Below are 19,437 nucleotides of genomic sequence, written 5' to 3' on the forward strand. Positions count from 1 at the left end.
TATTGCGTTAAAGACAAACATTATTCTCTATTCAAAAATTGATCCCAATAATAGCGCAAATAACTCTTCTTTCCTGTGATTAGTGTCAAACGTCCTTCCGAACCATAGCGAAGACTTTCTGCCTGTTCAGGAGTCAGACTGGTCTCCGCCTCTATTTTAAAGAAATTTCCCTTTTCTGTCTTGGTAGCTGTCGCGTCAATATTCGTAATCGCAGAAACAAGAACGAGCTCTTTATTGGCATCCTTGCTTGTAGTGAAACGGACAGAATCACCGACCTTGAGCCTTGCAACATCTTTTGAACTGAGATAAGCCGTGAGTTTAGTTTTGCCTTCTTTTTCCAAGGATGGATAGAGTTGGGCTAGCAAGGTCCCCTCTGCGACCATCGTAGATTCACTGGTCTCAGGATTAAGGTGAAGCACCCCATCCTCACTTGCTGTAATTTTCCCCTTGTCCAGCAAACCTCCTTGGACCTTCTTACCCGACTCTGCTTCTAAAATTTTCTGATCTAGAAGGGTTAATTCCTGACCGACTTTGACCAAGTGCTGAGACTTGAGCGATTCCAGTTGACTAGCCAGTCCCGTTGAGTAGGCTTGTTGAGCTCCAGAACCTGCATACTGCACACGATAAGTAGCTAAATTAGACTCTAGCTGGGCAATTTGTGCATCCACTTGCGCAATAGCCTGCGATTTAGCTTGCGGATCTTCTCCAGCTTGGTTTTTATGGGTCTGATAAAAAGAGTAGACTGGATTCTGACGATCTAATTGAGCCCCTGTTTCAATAGCCGACTTAGCTGTTTTGTAGTCTCGGATTTTATCCTCTGTTTGGCTGATAAGATTGCCAATCTCGGCCTGACTCTGACTTGCTGCCGCATTTTGAGAAGAGATGCTGGCATTTTGCTGAGAAACATTACTCCTAAGACTACTAGCTTGGCTGAGATAGTCTCGAAACATCTCCTGATAACCAAACTTATCCGCCTCTGGAAATTGATCACTCCCCTCTTTCAAACTGGATTGCAAATACCCTAACTGTTTTTTTTGATCCTTTAACATCTCCAGCTGACTGGCGTATGCTTCAGCTTGAACAGCCTCTGCCCCTTGCTGGTACTGAACAAGGAGATCACCCTGCTTGACTAGTTTGTTTTCTTCTAGATAATTGGCCACGATGCGTTGATTGCTAGTCGATTGGATATTGGCAATGATCCGACTAGGTTCGACAGTAGCTCGGGTAGACAAACTAATCTCCTTCTCTGCAAAGACTGCAAAGCCAAGTAAAAACACGAGCAGAAGTGACATGGGTAAAATCACTCGACTGGAAAAATTATGGTAACGACGATGGTAAAACTCCGCACTTTCTAAAAATTCTGGTTTCATCTTCTCCTCTTTCTAGCTATTTACCAAATGAGCGTAAAATCCACCTCGAGCAAGCAAGTCTACATGGTTTCCTTCTTCGATAATCTTGCCCTGATCCAAAACAACAACCTTTTCTGTCCGCTCAGCAATGGTCAAGCGGTGGGCAATGAAAATCAAGGTCTTGTCTAAAGCCATGAGATTATCAACAATTCGCTTCTCTGTCAAAATATCCAAACTGCTAGTCGCCTCGTCCAAGATCAAGACAGGTGCATCCGTCAAAAGAGCTCGCGCCAAAGCGATTCGCTGCCGTTGCCCACCAGAAATCCCAGCCCCATCCGAAGTCAATTCTGTCTGGTAATTCAGTGGCATCCGCTCAATATCCTCCCGAATCTCTGCCAATTCAACTGCCCGTAAGATATCCTCCTGAGTCGTCCCCTCCTTGGCCCCAAGGAGAAGATTCTCCAAAATCGTTCCGTTAAAGACATAGGGCTGTTGAGGCAGATAGTTGATGTACTGGCGCAGGGCCTTTTTATCAATCTGGTTGAGATTGACACCACCCAGACTAACCTCTCCCTGACTTGGGTCGTAAAAATTAACCATCATCTTGGCCAAAGTTGTCTTGCCTGATCCTGAAATTCCCACGAAAGCCACTTTAGAACCTTGCGGAATGGTCAAATTGATATCCGACAAAACATCTCGACCATAGCCATACTTGTAGTGAACCTGCTTAAAGGTCATATTTCCCTTCATCATACTTAGATCTTCTACCCTTTTCTTCTCCTCAAACTCCGAAGCTACCAGATACACTTCATTTAAACGATTATTGGCAACCTGCGCTGTCTGAAGTTTGGTTTGCAGGTTGATGATATTTTCCAAAGGATTGGTAAAGTAAACAAGCAGGGTATTATAAGTGATCAGCTGGCCCAAGCTCATCTTGCCATCCATGACAAGAATAGCTCCCAGCCAGAGAACAGCAACATTGAGCAGGAGCTGGGCAACTTTTTTCAGAGCCTTTTGCTGGCTTTCTGCCCGACTATAGGTAAAGGATTTTTTCAGATAAGCCACAAACTCCTTATCAATCTTTTGATAGCACGAACTCTCACTAGTCAACGACTTAATGGTCTCAATACCGTTGATGTCCTCGATGATAGAAGAAGACAGAACCGCATTGGCTTCCATGGTATCCCGATTCATCTTTTCAAAAGGCTTCATAAAGGCAAAGATAATCACTGTATAGATGGGAAGCGCAAGTAGACTAATGAAAAAGAGTGTCATATTTTGTGAAAACAAGACAAGCGAAATAATCAAAATCGTCGACACATCCAAAAAGATCGACAGAATAGTCGACGCCAGTGCATCAATGATACTATTGGCATCTGTAAAACGAGAAACGATTTCTCCTGTCCGACGTGTCGCAAAAAAGGACATGGGCAGGTGAAAAACATGCTTGATGTAGGACAAAATCACGTCAATCGATAAACGTTGCCCAAGGATTAGTAGGAGATATTCCTGCGCGTAGGACAAAATCTGCTGGAGGATATAGACGATGACCAACCCAATAGAAATAATTCCCAGCGTCGAACGCATCTGATCTGGCACGTAACTATCAATGATGGACTGAAGATAGTAGGAGCCCACAATATTGATCAGTGTTACCAAGAGTGTCGCTAGGACAATATTGGTAATTAAGCCACGCTGTTTGAGTAAAATCGGCAAGAAGGATAGGAGTCCCTGTTTCTTCTCCTTATGGGGTTTATAGTCTGGAGATGGCGCCATAAAAATACTAATCCCTGTCCACTCTTGCGCAAATCGCTCACGAGAAATCTTAGTCAGCTTGACACCAGGATCTGGATCAGCGATATGGATGGTCTTCTTATCCTGACCTGTCACCACATAGTAGTGGAGCAATTTCCCTTCCTTGAGCACATGGGCTACAAAAGGAAAAGTCAAATCAGGCAAATCAAAGAGCGTCATATCCGCCTTGATAGCCCGCGTCTCAAAGCCAAGCTCCTCTGCCACCTTTACAATACCCAAAGCAGTCGTCCCATCCATAGTCGTCTTGGCCAACTCTCGTAGATGAGCCAAGGAGTAATAACTACCGTAGTAGCCGAATACCATAGCCAAGGAAGCCACGCCGCAATCCATCTGATCCACCTGAGGGCGATAGTGTCTTTTCCCAAATTTCATATCTATCTCCTTTTTTCTAACAATCTCTTAAAAACTTTGTAAGATTATTTTAACCAAACGAAGAAGAAATAAGGGAATTATTTCTGAAAAAACAATATTCATACCTGAACAGCACTTTTAGTCAAAGCAAATAGGCAGAACAAGTGTCCTGCCTAAATCATTCAATTACAGAGATTTCTTACCTTTCCCACTTCTTTTGTGAATGGTATATAAAACGATAAACGAAAACACAGGGGGTACCAGATAACTACTTTCACTCATTGTCACCTGAAATCCAAGAGTTGCTAGTATCCCAAAGATGAGAATATTCATTAAAAATAGAAAAACAAATACAATAAAGGATTTTAAAATCTTATTCATTTCGATCCTCATCACCTTCTTTACTTTTTCTTTTGAGAATAGTGTGGTATTTTACCGCTATGTAAATGATTAAAAGAAGTAGAGGGTAAGAAAACAGGTCTGAAACTTCCATGAAATTTACACTATACTTTCCTAGTAATAGCTTATAGTCCATTAAAACTTGAAGGATAGAAAGTACAATGCGTACTAGTAGAAGGCCCCCTAATAAGATCACTTCTTTTTTAACATACGAACACCTTCCTCACTAAATGCAGATTACAGTCCATTGGTCTAACACTCCAAGATTGCTTTTATGCTAGAGCTACAGAAATCAGACTCATGTTATCATCGTTTGTTATCTTTTTCTTCACTTCTATAAAGTAAGATAAAGGTCATCAAAAATAATGAAATCGCAGGTATATCAAAATATTCAAACCATTTAGGTAGGTCTATTTTGTTTACATCAGCTACGATTCTAATAATTAGATAAGCCATCAAGCTAAATAATACAGTGGTCTCTGGCCAAGCTTTTCGTAGTAATTGAACAACTTTCATCTTAAACTCCAATCTGATGGTCAATCAATTTCCTATCTTACTTTCTGTTGTTTTGTACTTGTATCCTACATAAAACAGACCAAGCAGAATTGGATAGGTTTCTGGATAAAATAGGGTATTGATCGGATTTTTCAAAATCAAATACGTTGCGATGTAGATAATAAGCGATACGATAAAATACCCCTCAGCAAATCCTAATAAGAATTGTTTCATGGTAGACTCCTATTTACCTGATAAGAAAGGCGGAAAAACTCCGCCATTTACATGCACAAAATCCTTTTCATTCAGATTCATCATTTATAGTTTTGATTATCTTTTGACAAATCTTTGCAAAAAATACCAAAATAGCCCGAAGCAAGCAAACCAACTAAAGTCCATTGCCAATCAAAGGATACTAATGAACCTGTACGAATCACATGAAGCGCGAGATTAAGAGCTATTGCCAACAAAGGAACTATAGTGGCTAGTTTAGGTAACAATGTATTGAGATTAAGGTTGTGATTCATGGTTAATTTCCCTACATACTTTATCCCAAATTTTTAGCTTAGCGTCTACTTCCTAGATAACGCCCATACATATAAGAAGCTACTCCTAATACACCCCAAGCTATTGCTGTGGAAGTAGTAACAATGAAGCCTCCCTCAGTAACAGATAAGTCTGCTTCTGTCATGATATCGAATTTTTCATCCATTTTTTTCATTTCTCTCTCCTTTTTAAATAATACTGGCTAATCCAATAGCTACTCCAACCAAAAGCCCTACTATTCCTGAAGCTGATATAATAATTACTGCAAATTCTTCTGAAATCTTCATTTATTTCTCCATTTTTTATTGGTAGTAACTAAAAGATGACTATTCAATAGTATTTGCCACACACTAACAATAGTTCTCTTTAAACCTTGTCTTTACCTGAATCCAAATAACTCATCATTAAAATAAGGATCGGAATCCATAATTCCGAGCCTACATACTGATCAACTTTAAAGGTAATTACATTTAAATCACCTAGCACACAGAGTACTCCAAAAATGATTAAAAGCACGCCTATTAAATTTTTTCGATTTTTCATACCTAATCACTTTTTATCCAAACCTACGTTTTAAATCTTGCCCGATTAATCTACCGCCAAGGAAAATAGTCACTCCAATACCAATAGTAGCTATTGTGATCACGCCTCCATCTGTATTCATCAATTCTTCTTCTGTCAATTCTGTCCATTTATTTAAATTCATTTTTTCTCTCCTTATTATTACATAAAATAGCCCCAAGCAATACCACCAATTAGTAAGACACCTCCTACAACTACAGCGGTAACCGACCCCCCATCCACATCCATCAACTCTTCTTCTGTAAGAGTTACAAAGTTCTGTTCCATTTTGTCAAAGTTTGTCATCTTTTTTCTCCTTTATTTTTATTTTTTAGTTTACGACTTCTAGCTCTTAAACCATTTTAAAAACCAGATTGGATAAATTACTGAAATCTTTTTTCCTTCCTGTTCTTATCACTTATCTATTCGAGAAGTGATTTAAAATGAACAGGTAAATTTCATTTATTTTAAATACCATTTGATCAACCATGGCAATAAGATTGGTAAATACATCGCGTAGTCTCCTTCCTTTTCTTCTTACCTATCTATTCGAAAAACAATTCGAAAATGAACAACTATTTCATTTTTATTTTAAAAACCACTTAATGAACCATGGATACAAGATTGGCATGTACATGAACGTTCCTCCTTTTTCTTTCTCATATCTTTATTCGCAATTTCTACTAAAAGTTTCTCTTTTTTCTGCAAACAAAAAAACAACATGACTTGCATGTTGTTTTTTGCTATATCTTACCTTTAATAGTTCCGATCACATCTGCCACACTTTGTAGTTGATCAATTTCCTCATCACTGATTTCGATACCAAATTCATCTTCTAGCGTTAGGACAAACTCCATCAAGTCCACTGAGTCAGCATCCAAGTCGTCTTTCAGACTCAAAGATTCTGTCACGACAAAATCCTCTCCCTGTCGCTCTTGGATAATGGTCACAATACGGTCAAAAATTTCTTTTTCTGTCATCTCTTTTATTCTCCTGAAAATTCACGCGCAGTCTGGGCAACTACGTCTGTTTCTAGCATGGTACGAATCTGGCGAATCGTACTGTACACAGCTTTGGCATCACTTGAGCCATGAGTCTTAACAACAGGTGCTTTGACACCAAACAAGACCGCTCCTCCAACATCTGAATAGTTGAGTTGCTTTTTCAAACCTCTAAGGCTATCCTTGAGAAGAAGAGCACCTAGTTTCGCTCGAAGGCCACCACCTGTAATAGCCGTCTTAAGCAAGCCCATAATTCCCATGGCTGTCCCTTCAATGGATTTGAGAACAGCGTTTCCCGTGAAACCATCTGTTACGACAACATCCGCAACGCCATTCATCAGATCACGTGCTTCCACGTTTCCGACAAAGTTCAAACTTTCATCAGCCACTAGCAAGTCGTATGTCTCCTTACGAAGCGGATCTCCCTTGCTGCTTTCTGTTCCATTGTTGAGCAAACCAACACGTGGTTTCGAAATCCCACGAACATTTTTCGCATAGAAGGAACCCAAAACAGCGTATTGGTGCAGATGATGGGCTGTATTTTCCGCATTGGCTCCAAGGTCTAGCATGTCAAAGCCTTTTCCATCAATGGTCGGCAAGGTAGACATAAGTCCAGGACGATCAATGTTCTTGATACGACCCACGATGAAGAATCCTGCAGCCAACAAGGCACCTGTGTTGCCAGCAGAGAGGACGGCGTCTGCTTCTCCCTCTTTGACAGCTTTAGCCGCCAATACCATGCTGGCATTTTTCTTCTTACGGATTGCTTTTGTCGGCTCATCGTCTGAGTTAATTTTCTCATCCGTATGGATAATGCTGACGCGCTCTATCGCTGTTAGATATTGCTTGATTTTGCTTTCATCTCCATAAAGTTGAATCTCAATATCTGAAAAGTCAGCCAGGGCTTGATTGACACCCTCAACGATGGCTTGAGGTGCATAATCGCCCCCCATAGCATCTACTGCGATTTTTTTCATTTGTCTTCCTCTTTTAGTAATTGTCCCCAGTCTGCTAGGGAATCAATAAATTTCTTTGATTTTAGGTGAATCCCAACGTACTCTTCGTAGAGTTGATCCATAAATTGGCGTAGCTCTTGCTTGATTTCTGCCTTAAGCGAAATAGTCTCCAAGGTTTCAAAATCAATAGCTTGAAATTGATTGAGCAGATAAGGGATATTGGGATTGAGATGACAACGTCTCTCATCTTCATGATAATGCTCTGGGCAAAGGCAGGCTCCATATTTAAAAGAAAAGTCAAAGGCCTGACCGACCCGATGGCAAAAGACACACTCATTAAAATTAAGGCTGATTCCAAATCGAGTCAAGATTTGAATTTCAAAAATATTGGTTAAGACCTGATAATCTAGGCCTGCTTCCATCAACTCCAGAGTCTTCTTCAAGAAAGCAAACAAGGGAGCATCCTGCTGATTGTCCTGCAAACTAGCATCTGCAAGGGCAGCTACATAGGTCGCATAGGCCATGACAAAGAGATCACTATTAATATTGGGAAAGGTCATCACCTCATGGTAGTCCTCGATGTAGCTAAGGCCGTCATCATTGATTCGCAAGAGAAATCGTGCTAACACCAAGGGCTGAATAACTGGAGCTAGTTTGGACTGGCCAGCGTGTTTGACGAAAAACATGCGCTTGCCCGCCTGCTCGGTAAAGATCTTGACTAGCTTGTCATCCTCACGAAAATTACGATTGTAGAGCACCAAGCCTTGACTCGTGATAGACTGAATCATGCTTCTCTCATGTACTCCTCAAGTCGTTTCATGGCCTCTCTGATCGTTTCCATGCTGGCTGCATAAGACAGGCGCACATAGCCTTCTCCGTAACGTCCAAAGGCGGCACCAGGGATAAAGGCAACGGCCTTCTTATAGGCAAAATCCTTCAGAAAAGCAAAGGAATCTTGATTGTAGCCCGCTGGAATCTTAGCAAAGATATAGAAGGCACCGTCTGGTTTGATAATTTCAAAACCAAGAGCTGTCATCTTTTCGATAATATAATCACGACGCTGGATGTATTCCTTCTTCATAGGCTCTGCGTCGTTTTTACCAGCGGTCAAAGCCTCCACCGCAGCATGTTGAGCCATAGTGTTTGCGGCAGTAACCAAATATTGGTGACTCTTGATTAACTGAGCTGTGAAAGCTGCAGGAGCAAAGATAAAGCCTAAACGCCAACCAGTCATAGCATGCGATTTAGACAAGCCATTGATAATAATAGCCTGGTCTCTCAGCATAGTTCCCAGAGATACATGGGCTTCGCCTGTATAGGTTAACTCTGAGTAAACCTCATCACAGATAACAAAAATCTCATACTTGCGTAAAACGTCTGCCAAGGCTTCCAACTGCTCCCGACTATAGGTAATTCCTGTCGGATTGGCTGGATAGTTGAGAATAACTGCTTTGAGCTTGTTCCCTTGCTCCAAAATGGCCTTTTCCAACATCTCAGGAGTCAAGACAAAACCATTTTCAGTTGTATCAATCTCGACAATCTCTGCCCCAACTAGATTGACAATCGGCTCATATCCTGGATAGGCAGGAGCTGGCAAGAGAACCTTGTCTCCCTCTTCCAAAATAGCTGTCAAAGTAGCAGATAAAGCCTCTGTCGCCCCAATTGTAACCAAGATTTCATTTTCAGGATTATAATCTAGCTGGTATTTTTCTTTTACAAAATCACTGGCTGCCTGACGTAACGTTAACAGACCACTCATCCCTGTGTAGTAGGATTGGTTCTGGTCAATGGCCCGCTTAGCCGCTTCCTTAACATGATCTGGCGTTGTAAAATCAGGTTCCCCCAAGGTCAAACGCAGGACCCCAGGAATCTCCGAAATAGCCTGGTCAAACTGGCGAATCAAGGAAACTTGAATCTTATCTAATTGTTTATTAAAGCGCTTGGTTAAGTCCATAGATATCCCCCTTGCTTACAGAACATAGTACTATTATACTACAAAAGCTCCCTGACCGCAAAATCCATCTGAAACCCGGATTTTTCACTTTCTGTTTTACTTTTCTTCTCGACAGGACTATAATAATAAGTGCTTATTTTCGGAGGTTTATATGTCATTTTTATCAAAAAATGGAGCAGGAATCTTGACCTGCCTTATCATTTCTATCGTATCTTGGTTCCTGGGAGGATTTTTCCCCGTCGTGGGCGCACCTGTCTTTGCAATTTTTGCTGGAATGCTCCTCCACCCCTGGCTCTCACCCTACAAACAACTAGACGCAGGTTTGACCTTTAGTTCCAAGAAATTGCTCCAGTATGCCGTTATCTTACTCGGTTTTGGTCTCAATATCTCGCAAGTCTTCGCAGTTGGACAAACTTCACTCCCTGTCATCCTTTCCACCATTTCGATTTCCTTAATCGTCGCCTACCTCTTCCAGCGTTTCTTTGCGCTAGACACAAAACTGGCTACCTTGATTGGAGTGGGTTCTTCTATCTGTGGTGGTTCTGCCATTGCTGCGACAGCACCCGTTATCCATGCCAAGGAAAAAGAAGTCGCCCAAGCCATTTCCGTTATCTTTTTCTTCAATGTCTTGGCTGCGCTCATCTTTCCAACTCTAGGAACCTGGCTTCACCTATCCAATGACGGCTTTGCCCTCTTTGCAGGAACTGCAGTCAATGATACTTCTTCTGTAACGGCTACCGCCAGCTCCTGGGACAGCCTCTACCAGACCAATACCCTCGAATCTGCAACCATTGTCAAACTCACGCGCACCTTAGCAATCATTCCTATTACGCTCTTTCTCTCCTACTGGCAAAGCCGCCAACAAAAAAACAGCCAAGATTTCCAACTAAAAAAAGTTTTCCCACTTTTTATCCTTTATTTCATCCTAGCCTCTCTCCTAACGACTCTTCTCACCTCTCTCGGTGTGTCTAGTAGCTTCTTCACCCCTCTCAAACAACTCTCCAAATTCCTCATTATCATGGCCATGAGTGCCATCGGTCTCAAAACCAATCTGATTGCCATGGTCAAATCCAGCGGTAAATCCATTCTTCTTGGAGCACTTTGCTGGATTGCCATCATCCTCACCAGTCTTGGCATGCAAGCATTGATTGGTACTTTATAACACAAAAGGTAGCCCATGGCTACCTTTTATTGTTCAAGAATTAAGCGTGTATGTTCTCTCTTGATACAGCGATTCATTACGATGTCGTCACATCCTCCAGCACGCAAGATTTCTTCTGCTTCTAGGCTTTCAAGTCCCAGTTGTGCCCAGAAAATCTTGGCATCAGCCTTGAGAAAATCACGCGCCACATCTGGTAAAAATTCGCTCCGTCGGTATACATTAACAATATCCACAGGAAAAGGAATCTCAGCTAGACTCGCATAAGCCTTCTCTCCCAAGATTTCCCCACCTGCAGCCTTGGGATTAACTGGAATGATTTTATAGCCTCTAGCTTGCATTTCCTTGGTCACTCGATTGCTAGTTGTTTCCTCACGGTCAGACAAACCCACTACCGCTAAGGTTTTACTGGTTGCTAAATACTGACGAATCACACCATCACTTGGATTGATAAATTCTTGACTCATAGAAATCCTCCTTTTTCATCAGTATAGCATATTTTGAAAAGGCTTGCAGATTTTGACTATAAAAATCTCCTAGCAAGAAAAGAAACCTGCTAGGAGAACTATCTATTTCAAGTGAAAGATTAAATCTTTTTCTCAATGCTAAACAAAGGAGAAAGAGGACGTTTTTCGTGGATACGGATAATAGCATCGCCTAGAAGATGAGCAATCGAAATTTGTTCAATCTTATCAATCAAACGCTCTTCTGGTAGGTAGATGGTATCCAAAACAACTAATTTCTTAATAGCTGATTTTTGGATATTATCCATAGCCGGTCCTGAAAGAACTGGGTGCGTACAGCTTGCGTAAACTTCAACCGCACCTGCTTCAGCAAGAGCATCCGCTGCATGACAGATGGTTCCAGCTGTATCGATCATGTCGTCAATCAAGATACAAGTCTTACCTTCTACCTTACCGATAATGTTCATCACTTCGCTGGTATTCATCTTGTCTACACTGCGACGTTTGTCAATAATCGCAATCGGAGTTTTCAAAAACTCTGCCAATTTACGAGCACGAGTCACCCCACCATGGTCTGGGCTGACAACCACGTAGTCAGAGCCGACCATGCCACGACGTTCAAAATAGTCCGCAATCAATGGAGCACCCATCAAGTGATCTACAGGAATATCAAAGAATCCCTGAATCTGTGCAGCGTGCAAATCAATCGTCAACAAACGATCCACTCCAGCCACTTCTAGCATATTGGCAACGAGTTTTGAAGTGATTGGCTCACGCGCTCTCGCTTTTCTATCCTGACGTGCGTAACCATAGTAAGGCATAACAACGTTGACAGATTCTGCACTAGCCCGCTTCAAGGCATCTACCATAATCAAAATTTCGAGCAGATTGTCATTTACAGGTGAGCTCGTTGATTGTAGGATAAAGACGTGTTTTCCACGGATTGATTCTTCAATGTTGACTTGAATCTCCCCATCTGAAAATTGGCGAACAGTCGATTTCCCCAACTCTATTCCAATCTCTTGCGCCACACGCTCTGCCAATTCTCTATTAGAAGAAAGGGCAAACAGCTTTAAATCAGAAAAAGACATGATTTCCTCCGGTATTTATGTATCGCTTGTTTTTTACACAACATTTTACATCTACCATTGTAGCGCTTTTTCCTTTATTTTTCAATCAAAAATAAAACAAGAGCAAACATTTATACCCTTGTTTTTTACTTTTTTATATTAGCTATATTAAAATTAAAAATCCTACATTTTAACAATCGATTTTATGCTAGGATGAAATTTTTTCGAGACAAAGTTAGTATACTTCTCTCATACTTCCTGTATCCACATCATAGACAGCACCTGAAATAACCACATCATCAGGAATCAGTGGAGATTCTCGAAGCAACTGCATGTCCTCTCTCACACTCTCTTCAACATCCTGGAATGGTAAAAAATCTTGATCAGACACATCAACTCCGAGCTCGTGTTTCAAATGTTCATGAAAAGACTCATTTTGAAAAGTTTGAGCTCCACAGTCTGTATGGTGAAGCACCACAATTTCTCTTGTCCCCATTTGTTGCTGGGAAATCACCAGTGAACGAATCATGTCCTCAGTTACTCGACCACCCGCATTCCGCAAGATATGGGCATCCCCAAGTGCCAGACCCAGAGCTTGCGCGACGTGTAGCCGTGAGTCCATACAGGTCACAATTGCTACTCTTGTTTTCGGCTTAAGTGGCAGATTTAATTTCCCATGAAGGGCAACATAAGCCTGATTGGCTTGCATAAACTGTTCAAAATACGACACGATTTCCCCCTTAAAAATTTGATCATCAAACATTTCTCCTATCTTATCATTTTTAAGAGGATTTGTCACGGATTATGCAAAGACCTTTTTCAAAACTTCCTGAATCGTTGTCACACCAATGACCTCAATTTCTTTGGGCGGAGTGATTCCTGTCAAGGAATTCTTGGGTACATAGATTTTTGTAAATCCAAGCTTAGCCGCTTCATTGATGCGTTGTTCGATACGATTCACGCGTCGAATCTCTCCAGTCAAGCCCAGTTCACCCACAAAACATTCCTGAGGATTGGTAGGCTTGTCCTTGTAACTAGAAGCAATAGCAACCGCAACAGCCAAGTCAATGGCAGGCTCATCCAATTTGACACCACCAGCAGATTTGAGATAGGCATCCTGATTTTGCAAGAGCAATCCTGCACGTTTTTCCAAAACAGCCATAATCAGACTCGCACGATTGAAGTCAAGACCTGTCGTAGTACGCTTGGCATTCCCAAACATGGTCGGTGTTACCAAAGCCTGTACCTCCGCCAAAATCGGACGAGTTCCTTCCATGGTCACAACGATTGACGAACCAGTAGCTCCGTCCAAACGCTCTTCTAGGAAAACTTGACTCGGATTGAGGACCTCAACCAATCCACCCGACTGCATCTCAAAAATGCCAATCTCATTAGTGGAACCAAAACGGTTTTTGACTGCCCTCAAAATACGGAAGGTATGGTGACGCTCCCCTTCAAAGTAAAGCACCGTATCCACCATATGCTCCAACATACGCGGACCCGCCAAGGTTCCTTCCTTAGTCACATGCCCTACGATAAAAATGGCAATGTTATTAGTCTTAGCCAGTTGCATAAGCTCAGCCGTCACCTCACGCACCTGAGACACAGATCCTTGCACCCCTGAAATTTCAGGAGACATAATAGTCTGGATAGAGTCAATGATGAGAAAATCTGGTTGGATGCGCTCCACCTCAGCACGAACACTCTGCATATTAGTCTCTGCATAGAGATAAAACTCACTATCAATATCCCCCAAGCGCTCTGCACGGAGTTTAATCTGCTGGGCAGACTCCTCCCCGCTGACATAGAGAACAGTCCCTACTTGGGACAGCTGAGTCGATACTTGTAAGAGAAGGGTTGATTTCCCAATCCCTGGATCCCCACCGATAAGGACGAGACTCCCTGGTACCACTCCGCCTCCAAGCACTCGGTTAAATTCCTCCATCTCCGTCTTGGTTCGATTGACATTGATTGAAGTCACCTCAGCCAGTTTCATGGGCTTGGTTTTCTCCCCTGTCAAGGATACACGCGCATTCTTGACCTCGGCAACCTCAACCTCTTCTACAAAAGAAGACCAAGACCCACAGTTAGGACAACGCCCTAGATATTTTGGGGAATTATACCCACAATTTTGACATACAAATGTCGCTTTTTTCTTTGCGATAATAAACCTCTTTCTAAATCTCTATCTCACACTCAATCACTTGGCAAAAATCAATCTTCTCATTTGGCACAAATTGACGTATGAGCATTCGATGAGCGACAACTACCACAGTCTGATGTTCTCGATACTTAACCATGCATTCTAGAAAACGAGACTTCATCTCCGCAGCTGTCTCATATTGAATAGGGGCATTGGGGAGCAACTCTCCATTGTTTTCTAAAAACAGACATCTAGCTCTTTCAAAGTTTTCTATTCCTGCTTCATAGACCTGCCATTCGTGTAACATAGGCTCCACTCTCAAAGGAAGTCCAGTAGCACAAGATACATAAAAAGCCGTTTCTAAAGCTCTCGTTACTGCTGAAGTCACTAGTAGGTTAGCTGATTGTAGCAAGGGATTTTGGCAAAGTTCCTGAGCTTGTTGTCGTCCCTTCTCAGATAAGGGGGCCAAATCCATCCCAAAACCTGTATAAGAACGTTCCTCTAACTCACGGTAATCTGGCTCCCCGTGACGTACAAAGATGATTTTCATTCTAGTGTCCTGTTGATCCAAAACCACCAGTCCGCACGCCGTCTGCCTCATCTCCGTCTGCGATTAAAAATGGTGCAAAGACAGCCTGAACCACACGTTCCCCAACTTCAAGAACCACTTCCTGATCAGTAATGCTTTTCATCTGCGCAAAAATATGTCCCTCATTTCCAGGATTTCCATAATAATCCCCATCAATAACGCCAACAGAGTTGATCAAGACCAGACCCTTCTTACGAGGATTTGAAGAACGGTCATAGAGATAGAGCACTTCTGTCGGCTGCATGTAAGCCTTGACACCAGTCGGAACGAGAACAATCTCTCCTGGAGCAATCACAGTGCGTTCCGCAACCTTTAAATCATAACCAGCTGCATGAGCTGTCTCACGCTTCGGTAGCAAATTTTCATCTGTAAAACTCGAAACCAATTCAAAACCACGAATTTTCATATTTTTCTCTTTTCTATAATCATTTATTCTAGGCTATTTTATCTTATTTATTCGAAAAAAGCACGAAAAAAGAGCACACAATTCACACTCGCTTAGGGCTGCTGGATTCCTCCCCTGACCCGCTTCACGCAGAATTGTTGCTCCACTGTTTATTATACCACATACCTCTCTATTTTAAAAGAGAAATTATTTTTTCCGTCGATTTCGAAAAAAGTCTTGCATAATAGCTGCACATTCATCTTCCAAAATTCCCGTTTCTACCTCTACACGATGATTAAGACGCTCATCTGTCAAAATATCGTACAAACTACTAGCAGCACCAAATTTCTGGTTTTTAGCCCCGTAGACTACGTTTGGAATACGGGCAAGCCCAATCGCCCCACTACACATAACACAAGGCTCAATGGTCACAAAAAGCGTACAATCCAGCAAGCGCCAACTCTCTTCACTCACATTCGCATTCTCTATGGCCATGATTTCTGCATGCATCACTGCCCGTTGCAACTCCTCGCGCGCATTATGCCCACGGCCAATGATTTCTCCATCCTTGACAATCACACAACCAATTGGAATTTCATCGTGTTCCAGAGCAATTTCTGCCTCTCTCAAAGCCTCTCTCATAAAAGCTTCTTTTTCTTCAACTGTATAATCCATAGTTTCTCTCTTTTCCTGCTTATCAATTCTATCATTATAGCATGTTTTCCTAGACAAAAAAAGAGCTCTATAATATTTACACTGACTAACTTTAGATAGTATCAAATCGCTGGATTGTAGAAATAATGTTTTAAAAAGAGTATAATATTAACAAAATTGATAGAAAATCAGAAATCATGAACTTAAAATAATGGAGATAACTGACATAGAAAGTTCAAGAGATGAATATACTGATATTTATACAATAAACAATATGAAAGGGTAAATGATGAAATTAGAGTTATTACTGGATAAACCAAAATTTACCTTAATGTTTCCATATAAAAATCAACTTAATAGAACAGGGGGACCGTTCATGATATCTTTATCTGTTATGATTCTCTGGATTCTAAAGCATCTGATAGCTTATAATACCGATTTTACAGACAAGATTATTATAGCAATCGTACTGATTTATGCTCCACTTCTTCTATGGTTTATGGGGTATTGTCTCTTCATAAATGGAGTAAAATTAGAAGTTCATAAAAACAATACTGTTCAGTATTATACCTATAGTAGCAGAGGCCTCAGCGTATTACATTATCAATTTAAACTTCAAGATATCAAACAAATAACCATTAAAAAGCGTCCCTTTAATTGTGCAAAGTTAACCATGAAAATTAGAAATCCTATTTTTTTAGAAGGATATGAGAAAAATCTAAATAAGTTAATAAGTGTCAGTATCATCACAGATAAACTGAAAGCAGATGTTTTTATGCACGAAATGAACCAAATTCAAAATGACAAATCAGGAAACCAAGTTATCAAATAAGCTAATTTACAAAAAATTTAGTTTTATCTAACTTATAAATTCTAAAGAAAATAGTTCACTGAAGAGGCTGGGATCAAAAATCCCAACCTCATTTTTGCTTAGTTGTACACCTATAATTTATTAGTAGATTGAACTGTTTGTTGGTATTTTAGAATTCAAAAAGCTACTTTTACCAAAACTTCTTTTCTCCATTCACAACATTAACCAATTTACTCAAACGTTGAAATCTTACAGATATAGGTTTACCAAATCGAGACTTGGTCTAGAGATTTCTATCCCACTGTTTTTTTTCTTTATCTTAAAAAGTCATGTAGAAGCCTATATAGGACTTATGAACTAAAAAAGCCACCGAATGCGGTGACTTAATAGGGAGATTATTATGAAAAAGAAAAGTTTAGGATATTTGTTACAACAAGTTAGGAGGTTTTCTTGTAACTATCTATAGTATACCCGCCCTCTCTTAAACTAATCTTAAAAATCTCCTATGACCAAACACTTTCTAAAATATTGGTTTGTTCACGACCAGGACCTACTGAGAAAGTAGAAATACGAACGCCAACCAATTCACTCACACGACGAACATAGTTACGCGCATTCTCAGGAAGATCTTCCAAATTACGAACTCCTGTGATGTCTTCTGACCACCCTGGCAATTCTTCGTAGATAGGTTTGCAACGTTTCAACTGTTCAAGACTAGCTGGGTAGTGGTCGATACGTTGACCATCGAGATCATAGGCCACACAGATTTTCACAGTATCCAAACCGCTCAAAACATCGATAGAGTTCAATGAAAGATTGGTAATACCAGATACACGACGGCTGTGACGCATCACAACTGAGTCAAACCAACCCACACGACGTGGACGACCAGTTGTTGTACCGTATTCATGACCTACTTCACGAATGCGATCTCCCACTTCATCAAACAACTCAGTTGGGAAAGGTCCATCTCCTACACGACTTGTGTAGGCTTTACATACACCTACAACCTTGTCAATCTTACTTGGACCAACACCAGACCCAATTGTCACACCACCAGCGACAGGGTTTGAAGAAGTAACAAATGGATAAGTACCTTGGTCAATGTCCAACATGACACCTTGTGCACCTTCAAAAAGTACACGTTTACCGTTATCAAGTGCATCATTCAAGATAACAGATGTATCTGTCACATACTGCTTGATTTGTTGGCCATACTCATAGTACTCTTCAAAAATATCATCAATTGAAATAGGGGTACTGTCATACAATTTTTCAAACAAACGATTCTTTTCCGAAAGATTGCGTTCCAAGCGTTCACGGAAAATATCCTTATCCAAAAGATCCGCAATTCGAATCCCTACACGAGCAGCTTTATCCATGTAGGCTGGGCCAATACCCTTGATAGTAGTCCCGATTTTATTGTCGCCCTTAGCTTCTTCTTGCAAACGGTCTAATTCAATATGATATGGCAAAATGACATGTGCACGATCAGAAATACGCAAGTTATCAGTTGTCACACCTTCCTCATGAAGATAGCTCAACTCTTTCACAAGAGATTTCGGGTTCACAACCATCCCATTCCCAATAACTGAAATTTTTTCAGGGAAGAAAATTCCAGATGGAATCAAGTGCAACTTAAATTTCTTTCCATCAATCACAATGGTGTGACCAGCATTATCACCACCTTGATAACGAGCAATTACCTCTGCATTAGCTGAAAGAAAATCTGTAATTTTCCCTTTACCTTCATCGCCCCATTGGGTACCTACAACAACAACTGAAGTCATAATCTTGTCTGAGCCGCTAGGCTCTTCCTTTCTCATATACATGGCAGGAGTCTCACCTGCAATTATATCTTACAATTTATTATAAGAAAAAAAGACCATTTTATCAAGAAGAAACACTGGAAAAGATTTGGAATTTCTGTAAATAACAAAATTCAAAACCTTAAAAATTAAACAAAATCCTACAAAATATAAAATCAATACAGATTATTGTTCGTGATAAATGATATATGAACGTCACTAGTTTAGAGTAGTACCTTCTAGCAAGAATTTATCTAGATACAAGCGATAGGCCGTCTGAAAATGATATAAACAAAACTCTTTATCGCTTTTAATTCTAAATCTTATCAAGTAATAAAGTAAAAACCGAAGATGAAGTGATTCCCACTCAGCACAACTCTGACATAAAGAAGCATATTCTTGTTCAACTAGTTTCAAAAAGACAAATGCTCGTTCATAAAATTTTTGAAGCATATAAAAAATCCCTTTCTTATTATTAACACTAGTTTAACAGAAAAACGAACTAAAGAAGCTTCAAATCCTATAAAAGAAGAATTTAAAGCTAAACGAACTAAAAATAAAATATAAAGGTAATTATAGATGCCAAAATTAAGTTTTGAATTTTGAGAAGTTTACTTCATTTATAAAATCATAACTACCCGTCTAACGGGTGGTTTGCACCAGGGCTATAAGCCCAAATTACCAACCAGCGCCTAAAGACGCTGGATAATTTCTTTAATCTTGAATATATTTCTTAATTGTGGCTTCATTAAGTCCCACTGTACTCACGTAGTAACCTTCTGCCCAAAAATGCCGGTTGCCAAACTTGTACTTGAGGTTGGCGTGTTTGTCAAACATCATGAGTGCACTTTTGCCTTTTAAATAACCCATGAAACTTGAAACACTTATCCTTGATGGAATATTTCTCCCAAACTACTTCGATATTAA

The 19,437-nt window shown here is 40.6% G+C and carries 24 protein-coding genes, 1 other RNA gene and 1 pseudogene; 2 read left to right on the plus strand and 24 right to left on the minus strand.

Annotated features, from left to right (window positions below):
* Positions 1 to 20 precede the first annotated feature (20 nt).
* The 13 genes from comB to SORDD05_RS08840 form a co-directional block, all read right to left on the minus strand.
* Positions 21 to 1,370 carry a competence pheromone export protein ComB gene (gene comB / locus SORDD05_RS08780; RefSeq protein ID WP_061419129.1) on the minus strand — a complete coding sequence of 450 codons (1,350 nt, stop codon included), beginning with the start codon at positions 1,368 to 1,370 and terminating at the stop codon, positions 21 to 23.
* Between the two features lie 12 nt (positions 1,371 to 1,382).
* The gene (gene comA, locus SORDD05_RS08785) at positions 1,383 to 3,536 is read right to left on the minus strand and encodes a peptide cleavage/export ABC transporter ComA (protein ID WP_061419132.1); all 2,154 of its coding nucleotides are present in this window, start codon (positions 3,534 to 3,536) and stop codon (positions 1,383 to 1,385) included.
* Between the two features lie 165 nt (positions 3,537 to 3,701).
* The gene (locus SORDD05_RS10295; protein ID WP_061419135.1) at positions 3,702 to 3,896 is read right to left on the minus strand and encodes a hypothetical protein; all 195 of its coding nucleotides are present in this window, start codon (positions 3,894 to 3,896) and stop codon (positions 3,702 to 3,704) included.
* A 324-nt stretch (positions 3,897 to 4,220) separates the two neighbouring features.
* Entirely contained in the window at positions 4,221 to 4,430 is a 210-nt protein-coding gene (locus tag SORDD05_RS08800; protein ID WP_061419196.1) for a hypothetical protein, read from the minus strand.
* Positions 4,431 to 4,454: 24 nt separating this feature from the next.
* Positions 4,455 to 4,643, minus strand: coding sequence for a hypothetical protein (locus SORDD05_RS08805; protein ID WP_061419138.1), 189 nt, complete (start codon positions 4,641 to 4,643; stop codon positions 4,455 to 4,457).
* An 80-nt stretch (positions 4,644 to 4,723) separates the two neighbouring features.
* Positions 4,724 to 4,936 carry a hypothetical protein gene (locus SORDD05_RS08810; protein WP_061419141.1) on the minus strand — a complete coding sequence of 71 codons (213 nt, stop codon included), beginning with the start codon at positions 4,934 to 4,936 and terminating at the stop codon, positions 4,724 to 4,726.
* A gap of 38 nt (positions 4,937 to 4,974) precedes the next feature.
* Positions 4,975 to 5,130 (minus strand): hypothetical protein, encoded by a 156-nt coding sequence (locus tag SORDD05_RS10170; protein WP_185755596.1) that lies wholly within the window; start codon positions 5,128 to 5,130, stop codon positions 4,975 to 4,977.
* Between the two features lie 381 nt (positions 5,131 to 5,511).
* A complete protein-coding gene (locus tag SORDD05_RS08815) occupies positions 5,512 to 5,661 on the minus strand; it encodes a class IIb bacteriocin, lactobin A/cerein 7B family (RefSeq protein ID WP_061419144.1) in 150 nt (49 codons plus the stop codon).
* A gap of 17 nt (positions 5,662 to 5,678) precedes the next feature.
* Positions 5,679 to 5,822: a class IIb bacteriocin, lactobin A/cerein 7B family gene (locus tag SORDD05_RS08820; protein ID WP_061419147.1), complete on the minus strand. Its 144-nt coding sequence runs from the start codon at positions 5,820 to 5,822 to the stop codon at positions 5,679 to 5,681.
* A 437-nt stretch (positions 5,823 to 6,259) separates the two neighbouring features.
* Positions 6,260 to 6,496 (minus strand): acyl carrier protein, encoded by a 237-nt coding sequence (locus SORDD05_RS08825; RefSeq protein ID WP_061419150.1) that lies wholly within the window; start codon positions 6,494 to 6,496, stop codon positions 6,260 to 6,262.
* Between the two features lie 5 nt (positions 6,497 to 6,501).
* A complete protein-coding gene (gene plsX / locus SORDD05_RS08830; protein WP_061419153.1) occupies positions 6,502 to 7,494 on the minus strand; it encodes a phosphate acyltransferase PlsX in 993 nt (330 codons plus the stop codon).
* Positions 7,491 to 8,261, minus strand: coding sequence for a DNA repair protein RecO (recO, locus tag SORDD05_RS08835; protein ID WP_061419156.1), 771 nt, complete (start codon positions 8,259 to 8,261; stop codon positions 7,491 to 7,493). Before recO ends, plsX begins: the two co-directional genes overlap by 4 nt.
* A complete protein-coding gene (locus tag SORDD05_RS08840) occupies positions 8,258 to 9,427 on the minus strand; it encodes a pyridoxal phosphate-dependent aminotransferase (RefSeq protein ID WP_061419159.1) in 1,170 nt (389 codons plus the stop codon). Before SORDD05_RS08840 ends, recO begins: the two co-directional genes overlap by 4 nt.
* 151 nt (positions 9,428 to 9,578) lie before the next feature.
* Between SORDD05_RS08840 and SORDD05_RS08845 the strand changes: the two genes are divergently transcribed.
* A complete protein-coding gene (locus tag SORDD05_RS08845; protein ID WP_061419162.1) occupies positions 9,579 to 10,589 on the plus strand; it encodes a YeiH family protein in 1,011 nt (336 codons plus the stop codon).
* 26 nt (positions 10,590 to 10,615) lie between these two features.
* Here SORDD05_RS08845 and SORDD05_RS08850 read toward each other — a convergent pair whose 3' ends face one another.
* The 8 genes from SORDD05_RS08850 to tadA all read right to left on the minus strand — a co-directional run bounded on the left by SORDD05_RS08850 (position 10,616) and on the right by tadA (position 15,912).
* On the minus strand, positions 10,616 to 11,053 hold the full coding sequence (locus tag SORDD05_RS08850) for a CoA-binding protein (protein ID WP_000076478.1): 438 nt from the start codon (positions 11,051 to 11,053) through the stop codon (positions 10,616 to 10,618).
* Between the two features lie 119 nt (positions 11,054 to 11,172).
* Positions 11,173 to 12,141 carry a ribose-phosphate diphosphokinase gene (locus tag SORDD05_RS08855; RefSeq protein ID WP_000010181.1) on the minus strand — a complete coding sequence of 323 codons (969 nt, stop codon included), beginning with the start codon at positions 12,139 to 12,141 and terminating at the stop codon, positions 11,173 to 11,175.
* 214 nt (positions 12,142 to 12,355) lie between these two features.
* Positions 12,356 to 12,850, minus strand: coding sequence for a beta-class carbonic anhydrase (locus tag SORDD05_RS08860; RefSeq protein WP_004246703.1), 495 nt, complete (start codon positions 12,848 to 12,850; stop codon positions 12,356 to 12,358).
* Positions 12,851 to 12,922: 72 nt separating this feature from the next.
* Positions 12,923 to 14,284: a DNA repair protein RadA gene (gene radA, locus SORDD05_RS08865; protein ID WP_081021137.1), complete on the minus strand. Its 1,362-nt coding sequence runs from the start codon at positions 14,282 to 14,284 to the stop codon at positions 12,923 to 12,925.
* A 13-nt stretch (positions 14,285 to 14,297) separates the two neighbouring features.
* Positions 14,298 to 14,813 carry a histidine phosphatase family protein gene (locus SORDD05_RS08870; protein ID WP_061419166.1) on the minus strand — a complete coding sequence of 172 codons (516 nt, stop codon included), beginning with the start codon at positions 14,811 to 14,813 and terminating at the stop codon, positions 14,298 to 14,300.
* 1 nt (position 14,814) lies between these two features.
* Positions 14,815 to 15,258, minus strand: a complete 444-nt coding sequence (locus SORDD05_RS08875; RefSeq protein ID WP_061419169.1) for a dUTP diphosphatase — start codon at positions 15,256 to 15,258, stop codon at positions 14,815 to 14,817.
* Positions 15,259 to 15,312: 54 nt separating this feature from the next.
* An RNA gene (gene ffs / locus SORDD05_RS08880) (signal recognition particle sRNA small type) lies at positions 15,313 to 15,412 on the minus strand.
* A 32-nt stretch (positions 15,413 to 15,444) separates the two neighbouring features.
* Positions 15,445 to 15,912, minus strand: coding sequence for a tRNA adenosine(34) deaminase TadA (gene tadA, locus SORDD05_RS08885; protein WP_061419172.1), 468 nt, complete (start codon positions 15,910 to 15,912; stop codon positions 15,445 to 15,447).
* 265 nt (positions 15,913 to 16,177) lie between these two features.
* On the opposite strand from tadA, the gene SORDD05_RS08890 reads away from it, so the two are divergent.
* Positions 16,178 to 16,723 (plus strand): hypothetical protein, encoded by a 546-nt coding sequence (locus SORDD05_RS08890; RefSeq protein ID WP_081102482.1) that lies wholly within the window; start codon positions 16,178 to 16,180, stop codon positions 16,721 to 16,723.
* 482 nt (positions 16,724 to 17,205) lie between these two features.
* On the opposite strand, the gene SORDD05_RS08895 is transcribed toward SORDD05_RS08890, so the two are convergent.
* The 3 genes and pseudogenes from SORDD05_RS08895 to tnpA all read right to left on the minus strand — a co-directional run.
* A complete protein-coding gene (locus tag SORDD05_RS08895; protein ID WP_038804379.1) occupies positions 17,206 to 18,492 on the minus strand; it encodes an adenylosuccinate synthase in 1,287 nt (428 codons plus the stop codon).
* 237 nt (positions 18,493 to 18,729) lie between these two features.
* On the minus strand, positions 18,730 to 18,963 hold the full coding sequence (gene comW / locus SORDD05_RS10300; RefSeq protein WP_061419175.1) for a sigma(X)-activator ComW: 234 nt from the start codon (positions 18,961 to 18,963) through the stop codon (positions 18,730 to 18,732).
* Positions 18,964 to 19,227: 264 nt separating this feature from the next.
* Positions 19,228 to 19,413, minus strand: a pseudogene (tnpA, locus tag SORDD05_RS08905) (IS200/IS605 family transposase); the annotation flags it as partial.
* Positions 19,414 to 19,437: the final 24 nt, after the last annotated feature.

Origin of the sequence: Streptococcus oralis (assembly GCF_001578705.1) — a bacterium.
GTDB classification, from domain to species: domain Bacteria; phylum Bacillota; class Bacilli; order Lactobacillales; family Streptococcaceae; genus Streptococcus; species Streptococcus oralis_J.

What these genes read in the sequence shown, in the direction of transcription:
- SORDD05_RS08825 (WP_061419150.1), bottom strand. Translation starts at nt 6,496, where the DNA reads ATGACAGAAAAAGAAATTTTTGACCGTATTGTGACCATTATCCAAGAG.
- SORDD05_RS08810 (WP_061419141.1), bottom strand. Translation starts at nt 4,936, where the DNA reads ATGAATCACAACCTTAATCTCAATACATTGTTACCTAAACTAGCCACT.
- comB (WP_061419129.1), bottom strand. Translation starts at nt 1,370, where the DNA reads ATGAAACCAGAATTTTTAGAAAGTGCGGAGTTTTACCATCGTCGTTAC.
- SORDD05_RS08875 (WP_061419169.1), bottom strand. Translation starts at nt 15,258, where the DNA reads ATGAAAATTCGTGGTTTTGAATTGGTTTCGAGTTTTACAGATGAAAAT.
- comA (WP_061419132.1), bottom strand. Translation starts at nt 3,536, where the DNA reads ATGAAATTTGGGAAAAGACACTATCGCCCTCAGGTGGATCAGATGGAT.
- SORDD05_RS08820 (WP_061419147.1), bottom strand. Translation starts at nt 5,822, where the DNA reads ATGACAAACTTTGACAAAATGGAACAGAACTTTGTAACTCTTACAGAA.
- comW (WP_061419175.1), bottom strand. Translation starts at nt 18,963, where the DNA reads ATGCTTCAAAAATTTTATGAACGAGCATTTGTCTTTTTGAAACTAGTT.
- SORDD05_RS10170 (WP_185755596.1), bottom strand. Translation starts at nt 5,130, where the DNA reads ATGAAAAAAATGGATGAAAAATTCGATATCATGACAGAAGCAGACTTA.
- SORDD05_RS08855 (WP_000010181.1), bottom strand. Translation starts at nt 12,141, where the DNA reads ATGTCTTTTTCTGATTTAAAGCTGTTTGCCCTTTCTTCTAATAGAGAA.
- SORDD05_RS08895 (WP_038804379.1), bottom strand. Translation starts at nt 18,492, where the DNA reads ATGACTTCAGTTGTTGTTGTAGGTACCCAATGGGGCGATGAAGGTAAA.
- SORDD05_RS08800 (WP_061419196.1), bottom strand. Translation starts at nt 4,430, where the DNA reads ATGAAAGTTGTTCAATTACTACGAAAAGCTTGGCCAGAGACCACTGTA.
- SORDD05_RS08870 (WP_061419166.1), bottom strand. Translation starts at nt 14,813, where the DNA reads ATGAAAATCATCTTTGTACGTCACGGGGAGCCAGATTACCGTGAGTTA.
- SORDD05_RS08845 (WP_061419162.1), top strand. Translation starts at nt 9,579, where the DNA reads ATGTCATTTTTATCAAAAAATGGAGCAGGAATCTTGACCTGCCTTATC.
- SORDD05_RS08805 (WP_061419138.1), bottom strand. Translation starts at nt 4,643, where the DNA reads ATGAAACAATTCTTATTAGGATTTGCTGAGGGGTATTTTATCGTATCG.
- SORDD05_RS08840 (WP_061419159.1), bottom strand. Translation starts at nt 9,427, where the DNA reads ATGGACTTAACCAAGCGCTTTAATAAACAATTAGATAAGATTCAAGTT.
- recO (WP_061419156.1), bottom strand. Translation starts at nt 8,261, where the DNA reads ATGATTCAGTCTATCACGAGTCAAGGCTTGGTGCTCTACAATCGTAAT.
- tadA (WP_061419172.1), bottom strand. Translation starts at nt 15,912, where the DNA reads ATGGATTATACAGTTGAAGAAAAAGAAGCTTTTATGAGAGAGGCTTTG.
- plsX (WP_061419153.1), bottom strand. Translation starts at nt 7,494, where the DNA reads ATGAAAAAAATCGCAGTAGATGCTATGGGGGGCGATTATGCACCTCAA.
- SORDD05_RS08850 (WP_000076478.1), bottom strand. Translation starts at nt 11,053, where the DNA reads ATGAGTCAAGAATTTATCAATCCAAGTGATGGTGTGATTCGTCAGTAT.
- SORDD05_RS08815 (WP_061419144.1), bottom strand. Translation starts at nt 5,661, where the DNA reads ATGAATTTAAATAAATGGACAGAATTGACAGAAGAAGAATTGATGAAT.
- SORDD05_RS08890 (WP_081102482.1), top strand. Translation starts at nt 16,178, where the DNA reads ATGATGAAATTAGAGTTATTACTGGATAAACCAAAATTTACCTTAATG.
- SORDD05_RS10295 (WP_061419135.1), bottom strand. Translation starts at nt 3,896, where the DNA reads ATGAATAAGATTTTAAAATCCTTTATTGTATTTGTTTTTCTATTTTTA.